This window comes from Streptomyces sp. (assembly GCF_031178505.1).
Lineage (GTDB): Bacteria > Actinomycetota > Actinomycetes > Streptomycetales > Streptomycetaceae > Streptomyces > Streptomyces gulbargensis.
In genome coordinates, this window is sequence record NZ_JAPSIW010000351.1 from 1 (window position 1) to 6980 (window position 6980).

The 6980-nt window shown below is 69.6% G+C and carries 4 protein-coding genes and 1 pseudogene; 2 read left to right on the forward strand and 3 right to left on the reverse strand.

Annotation, left to right across the window (positions count from 1 at the left end; translation table 11 throughout):
- Both RIF68_RS21565 and RIF68_RS21570 read left to right on the forward strand, forming a co-directional pair.
- Positions 1-571: hypothetical protein (locus RIF68_RS21565; protein WP_309052930.1), on the forward strand; the 571-nt coding region annotated here is incomplete at its 5' end.
- A 12-nt stretch (positions 572-583) separates the two neighbouring features.
- Positions 584-874, forward strand: a complete 291-nt coding sequence (locus RIF68_RS21570; RefSeq protein ID WP_309052931.1) for a hypothetical protein — start codon at positions 584-586, stop codon at positions 872-874.
- 538 nt (positions 875-1412) lie between these two features.
- Here RIF68_RS21570 and RIF68_RS21575 read toward each other — a convergent pair.
- The 3 genes and pseudogenes from RIF68_RS21575 to RIF68_RS21585 form a co-directional block, all read right to left on the reverse strand.
- A complete protein-coding gene (locus RIF68_RS21575; protein ID WP_309052932.1) occupies positions 1413-3290 on the reverse strand; it encodes a DUF1998 domain-containing protein in 1878 nt (625 codons plus the stop codon).
- Positions 3287-6529 (reverse strand): helicase-related protein, encoded by a 3243-nt coding sequence (locus RIF68_RS21580; protein ID WP_309052933.1) that lies wholly within the window; start codon positions 6527-6529, stop codon positions 3287-3289. The genes RIF68_RS21575 and RIF68_RS21580 overlap by 4 nt, the downstream gene beginning before the upstream one ends.
- Positions 6526-6980: pseudogene (locus RIF68_RS21585) on the reverse strand (DNA helicase); the annotation flags it as partial. The gene RIF68_RS21580 and the pseudogene RIF68_RS21585, both read right to left, overlap by 4 nt.

Consider the following 6980-nt stretch of genomic DNA (forward strand, 5'->3'; position numbering starts at 1 on the left):
GGGCGGCCTGGATTTCCTGGGGGAGGGCTGTTCGAGCGAGCAGGGCAATTCCATGGAGTCGATGCTGCGCGTTGTGCCGCGGCAGCGCGAGGGCATGGTGCAGGATGTGTACAAGAGCGCCGCCACCTGGCAAGGAAACGCAGCCGATGCCGCGCTCCTGTACTTCGAGACGCTCGCGGAGCGCCTCGACCAGGCAGGAGAGGCGTTCCATGGTCTGGAGAAGCACTACCAAGCTGTGGCGCAGACAGTCTTCGGGGCGGCCGAGGTTCTCAAGGGACAACTGGTGATGATCTCCGACATCGCCCTTCAGGTCGCGATCACGGCAGCTGCCGCCGGGGCGCTGACGGCCACCGGCGTGGGAGCCATCGCAGGCGTGGCAGGAGGCGCCGTGATCGCTGCTCGCATCACCAGTATGATCGGCCACTGGGGCAGAACCGTCGCCATTTACGAGGGCGTACTCAACTCCGTGAACGGACTTACCATGAGCGCGGCCGGCCTCATCTCCGGAGTGGGGGCGGATATCAAGAAGTTCCCCACCCCCGGCCGGTCCTATGACAGTCCAGTCGTCTGACGGGAAGCAGGAATGGAACTCGAAGAGGAGTCAACCGGGAGTCAGAAGTACCAGGACCTGCTCAATTTCAAGCTTCTCCTGGGGCTTGGATCGATGGCGATGCTCCTGGTCCTGCTGAACATCATTCTCGCGGTAGCCGGCGCATTCTCACTGGGGTTGGTGATCGCTGCACTGATCGCACTCGGCGCCACAGGGAAGGCCTACTGGGACTGGCGGGACAAGAAACTCTGGATCAGCTTCATCGTCGCCGGCTGCGTGTTCGGCGCAGTGGTGGGCGCGGTGTATGGGCTCACGCAGGTGTGAAGAGCAGTTCCTCCGGGGTGAGGCACAGGCACAGGGCGCCGGTGACGAAACCGGCGCGCGCCGCTGATGGCGACGGCGGCGTGCCGCGTCACGGTTCAGGGGACCTCGGGCCATTGATGGCGCCGCGTCCACGAAGCAGCACCAGGCAGGTGCCCGCACGCATGACGCAAGCGCCTCCTCGACCTTCGTGTCGCGCAGCAGTACGCGGTAACCGGCGCGGGCACACGTCACGCCTTCGCCTCCCGCGCCGTGCTAGCCGGGCGCCACGGCGCCGGTGATGGACCCGCTGCCTACCGCGCGGACTCCTGCATGACGTTCTCGATGAACTAGACCTTCCGTCGGGAACTCATGGCCGCCGCCATCAACTTGTCCTCACGTACGTGCGGCTCTCCCTCCGAACACATCGCATCGGTGATGCCGTCGCGGTACACGACGTCCGGGTCCCCGGAGCTGAAGCCGAGCATGGTGAACGGGCCCGTGGTCGGGCTGCTCCCGGCGTCGAAGACAACACCCCCAGCGTCACCCTCACATGTGAGTCTCAGCGATCGAGGAGGGACCCGAAGTACCCGAGATCGCGATCGTCCGGTGTTCCCACCAGAAGCGCGCGGTCCAACAGGATGTTGTTGTGCTCGCAACTCGTCTCGGGAAGCATCACGCAGGCGTGGCAAGCGGCGAGGTTCGTCCCGCCGGTGCCCGACGCCTCGGTCTCCATGCAGAGCGGGTCGGAGGAGCACCACTCGGCGCGGCGGACGGCGGAGCGGACCGTGCGGTCCAACTCCCCTGGCTCGCCCTGCGCGACGAGGCCGCCGAGACTGCCAGCCGAGTCGCTCGTCGCCGTGTAGATGAGCACCCCGGCCATGTCGTCGTCGGCGTACAGGCGCTCCCGCAGGGAAGCGGCCGGGTAGCCCGCGTCCAGGCTCCACTCGTTGATGAGGACGTGGGCCAGGGTGTGCAGCAGCACCATGCGAGGCGTGACCGGAGAGGCCACGGCACGGCTCGGGTCGTCGGCCCGTTCCTCCAGGAGCCGCTGATGAGCGGTGAGTATCCGCTCGGCACGGGCAGCCACCGCCGGCGCCTTCTCCCAGACGCCCAACCGGTCCTCGTCCAAGCGGAGGAACACTCCCTCCCCACGGACCTCCATGGCCGGGAGCCAGGGCAGGGGACGCTCGGGGTCGAAGAGCGGCATCTCCTTCGCGTCGGTCGTCGACTCCGCGTCGACGAGACGGGTGAACGCCTTCAGAGCACGTACCTCGCGGAGCTTCTTGACCAGCATCGGACCGGTGATGCCGAGCGTACCGAGCACGCTCTGGTCCCCCAGGGGGGTCTCGCAGATGAACTGCTCGTCGCGGGAGTGCCCGCTCTCGTCGTTGCCGGCGCGGAGACGCTCGTACTCCTTGTTGCGCAGGGCGCGATAGTGGTGGTCGAAGGTGGGGGCCTTCTCGCCTTCGGCGTCTTCCTCGCGTTCCGCGGCGAGCAGCTCCATGACCTCGTCCAAGGAGACGGGCCAGTCCTCGTCGTCGAAGACGGCTTCCAGATAATCGGCGACGCGCGCGCGGTCGTGCTCGCGCTTCCTGAGTTTCTCCCAGTGACCCTCGAGAGGGTCAGCACGCCCGCTGCTCCACGGCGGGATCGAGAGCGCCGACTTCAGCACCGGCTGCCACACGGACGAAGAACCGCGCTGGAGCGTGCGCAGGGGCAGTCCGCACTCCCGCTGCGGGGCCGACGTGCCCAGCCACGGACGGTGGCCTCGGCACCGCAGCCCCAGATCCTTGAGCGCGTTCTTGCGGAAGGAGCCCTCCATCGAGACCTCGGGTGCCTTCCCGCAGGTGCAGGAGACGAGGATGGAGCGGAGCGAGGACGTACGCCCGGACGTACGGAGCCTGAGCTTGCCTCCGCACCCGCCGGCTGCCGCGGACCCCCGGTCGGTCGACCGATGCACCCACTGTCGGTAGGGGAACTCACCGAGGTGCCCCGCCTCACAGGCGACGACGAAGCGGGAGGGAACGAGGTCCACCTCGCACGTGCCGCAGACACTCCGACCGGAGGGCGGGTTGAAGTCGCGGTGCGGCTGCAGTTCCGTGCACTCGGGGCACGAGTGCATCAGGGGGAAGCGTCGGACCCGGAGGCCGTCCCGGCTGGTGTCGTCGGAGGCCGGTGGCAGTCGGAAGTAGTCGACACCGAGCAGTCGGGCCAGACGTCGTTCGTAGACCCGTGGGGACTCGTCGACGCTCCAGCTGCGGTCGGCACTGTCCAGGCCCGAGACGATGAAGGACTCGTGGTCGACGGCGATGAGCGATCCGACGCCGTACGTGGTGATCGCCTGGGCGCGGCGGATCGCGCCGCGCCGTGGGAGGTTGTGGGCCGGCGCGGCGCCCGCCGCTCCGGTGCGGCGGCGGCGGGCGGGGGGCGGGGTCATCGGGTTCCCTCCATGAACAGTGCGGATTCGGCGTCGACATCGCGCAGGCTCCACAGTGTGGGCCACGCCTCGGCGTCCTCGGTCTCGTCGTCGTACGCCTTGAGGAGCGAGGGGGCCCGGTTGCCCCGCTTCGGTTCGTAGAGCAGTCCACCGTCCCTGCTGGCCTCGTCGAGCCACCACTCGACGAACTCGTCGAAAGCGTCGGACACGGCGTCGGTCTCCTCCGGAGCGACCGCGCGGACACGCTCCAGCAGCAAGGGCTTGACGCGATCCCGGAGGACGTCCTCGTACGACTCGACCTTGCCGGCGTCCTCGTTGTCCCGCGCGGCCGGGATCAGGATGCGGGCCAGGGCCACGACCACCGCGTGCAGGCCCCGTTCGCGGGCGCGGGCGGAGAACGGTGTCACGGAGGTGGACTCGACCTCGCGGTAGAGGGCCGAGTGGAAGTGCTGGAAGCTCTCGTAGTGGGAGCGGTCGCGGGCCCGTGCCGAGTTGAGCATGACCGCGACCAGACCGGGGTGCGCGCGGCCGACCCGGCTCGTCGCCTGGATGTACTCGGCGGTCGTCTGCGGCTGCCCCATCACGGCCATCAGCCCCAGGCGGTCCACGTCCACGCCCACCGCGATCATGTTGGTGGCCAGCAGGACGTCCACGGTGTCCGGGTCGGGCAGCCGCTTCTCGATGCCCTTGAGGCGGGTGGGGATCTCGCTGGCGTCGATCCTGCTCGTCAGCTCGGAGTAGTTGGCGACCGACCGCACCGCCACGCCCTCGCGCTCGGCGAGCAGCTCCAAGTAGGCCGCCACGTCGTCGTGGACCTGCAGTTCCGCCGCGGAGAGGAGCCGCAGGCTGTTGAAATAGCCGATCAGGCTCCAGTACGCGTCGCGCACCTCGTCCTCGGTGCCCGCGTGCCTGGCCCGGTGCAGCAAGGTGGCGTACGTGCGGATGAGCAGCGTGGACTGACTGGTGCCGGGGGCCAGCAGGCCCACGTAGCGGCGGCTCGCCTTCTCCTCGCGCGGTGTCTCCACGGCGAACCACGAGTCGCGGGAGTCCAGGCCGGCGGGCGGGAACTGGCGTACCTTGCGGGCGAAGAGGCGGTGACCCTGGTCCGCGGCGCGGCGGATGGTGGCCGTGGAGGCGATCACTTTGGGGCGGTCGGCCAGCGCGTCCACGGCGGTCTCGTAGAGGCCGGTGAGGGTCCCCAACGGGCCGGAGATCAGGTGCAGCTCGTCCTGGACGATCAGCTCCGGGGGAGGGGTGCCGTCGTCCGGGTCGTCACGATTGAAGAGCGCGGCGGTCGTCGGCCGCCACGGCATCGAGGCGAACTTGTCGACGGTGGCGATCACCAGCGTCGGTCGCGCGGCGTACACGGCCTCGTCGATCAGGTGGACGGGGAGGCCGTCCGCGAAGTCGCAGTCAGTACCGGGGCAGCGGACGTGCATCCGCTCGGCGTCCTCGTCGGCCTCGTAGTTCCGGGCGTCGAGGCGGGTCCCGCACCAGGGGCAGGCGTGCAGTTGGACGGGATTCTCGGTGGCGAGCCGCTTGTCGAGGTTCGCGCGCAGTTCCTTGAGCCTGTCCGCCGCCTCGGCCAACGTGTTGGGAGTGGCCGAGCGGCCCACCCACATGCCGACGGAGAACTCCTCGTCGCCCAGCTCGGGGGTGCGGCGCCGCATGTGCTCCATGGCGCACAACAGGATCGCCGCGCGCTCGAACTGCTGCAGGGTGAGCAGCCGCAGGGTGTAGCGCATCAGTACGGTGACGCCGCCCCCGCTCGCGCCCCTGCGGATACGGCGCAGGAAGGCGGTCAGCGCGATCAGTCCGAGGTACGCCTCCGTCTTGCCGCCACCGGTGGGGAACCAGAGCAGGTCGGAGATCTTCCGGTCGTCGTGCCGGGGATCGTCGATGCCGGCCATGCAGAGCAGCACGAAGGCGATCTGGAAGGGGCGCCAACGGCCGGCGGCCGGGTCGGGCGTGCCGGTGCGCCCGTTCTTCACCCAGGCGCTCCGGGCGCGCTGGTCGGCCATGGCTCGGTTGGCGAGCCGGAACGCTCGCATCAGATCGGGCTTGGTCCGCAGCAGCTCGATGCCCTCACGGATCCGCCCGAGTGCCTCGCGGCAGGCCTCTACCTGATCTCGCGCGGGCTTCCCGTGGCTGATGCCCGCCAGAGCGTCCGCCTCGGCCGACTTCCGGTCGATCCAGCGTTCGTATCCGGTGGCGAGCCCTTCCAAGGCGGCCAGGACTTCGGTGTCGGGCTTCTCGGCCAGGCCCAGCATGGACAGCGTCGAGCTGTCGATCTCCGGGTTGGAGTCGGTGAGGAGGACTTCCACACTGGGCACGAAGTCGCTGCGCACCTCGGTGACGGCGGCCTTCCCCTCGTCGGACACGCCTATCGGCGAGGGGTTCCAGTCCCACGTGGCGGCGCACCCGTGCCCGACGGCGAAGGTGGGGGCATGGCGGTGCAGCAGCCTGCTGGTGGCGATCTCCGGGTCGTGGGCGGCGGCCGGGGCGGGGCGCTCGACGAAGGCGGAGGAGCCGTCGGCGGCCCTGACCGTCAGACCGCACTGGAACAGGGAGAAGGCGTCCTGGAGGTCCCACTCGCCGACCGTCTGGGTGTTGATCAACGTCACGGTGATCGTGACCGTGCCGCTGTCCGGGTCGGGACGACGCACGTTGACGCGCAGTCGTGCTCTGTCGTCGAGATCCTTCCGCTTGTCGCTGTCGGGAACGGTGACGTCGACCGAGAAGTCGGGGAGTTCGAGTTCCGTGCGGCGCCACCGCTCCCGCTGCTCGGCGGTGGTCCGGGCCTCGGCGCGGCGGGCCTCCACCGGGTTGCCCTCGGCGTCCGTGGGTTCGTACACCGCCGCACGGGTCGAGATCACGATCGTGCCGCTTATGGTCGGGTCGACCGCGAAGGTCAGGCCCATGGACGACGGCCGCCTGTCCCCCGAGGCGCTGACCTCCTGAGCGGTACCGGACTCCTCGACGTCCTCGCGGGAGAGTACGGGCGTGGTGTCCAGGCCGTCCTGTTCGGCGGCGTTCTCGACCTTCCGTTCCTTCGAGGCACGGGGGTACAGCACGCCGGTGAGGTAGCGGTCGATCGGCGCGTCCTGGGTGAGCACCTCGTCCCGGTCCTCCGGCGCGGCGCCCTCGGCGGGTCCGAAGAGTTCACGGCGGAGCCCTACCAACAGCTCTTCGTCCCGTACCCGGTAGTGCTCGGAGTGCCGGCCTGCCACGTGCGTCATGCTCGCTGCTCCTCGTTGTCGTCGGCTCTGCGGTACCGGCCGACGCCGGTGATCCGTGGGGCTGTCCACACGCCCCGCTCGCCGAGCCCGGCGTTGGCGCTGGCGGCCGGGCTGCCCGTCACGGTCTCCAGGGTGTCGATCCACAGGTCGTGGATCTCGTCGGGCCACCAGGGGTCCCACGTACGGTTCACCCTCTGCACCTGGAACAGCGCCTCGCGGAACCGTCGCGACGCTTCACCGATCTCCCGCCCGTCGTGCAGCAGGACGTACGGCGGGCTCTGGGCCTCACCCATCGGCACGTCGTGCCTCCTGCGCAGGACGACCCTCTGGCCGGGGCGGACCCGGGCCGCGAGGTACGCCTGGGTGGCGACGGCGTCGACCTCGTGGCCCGGGGGGTTGTCCTGGCACACGTCGCCCGCCTCGGCGACGATCCCGTACCGGTCGTACGACC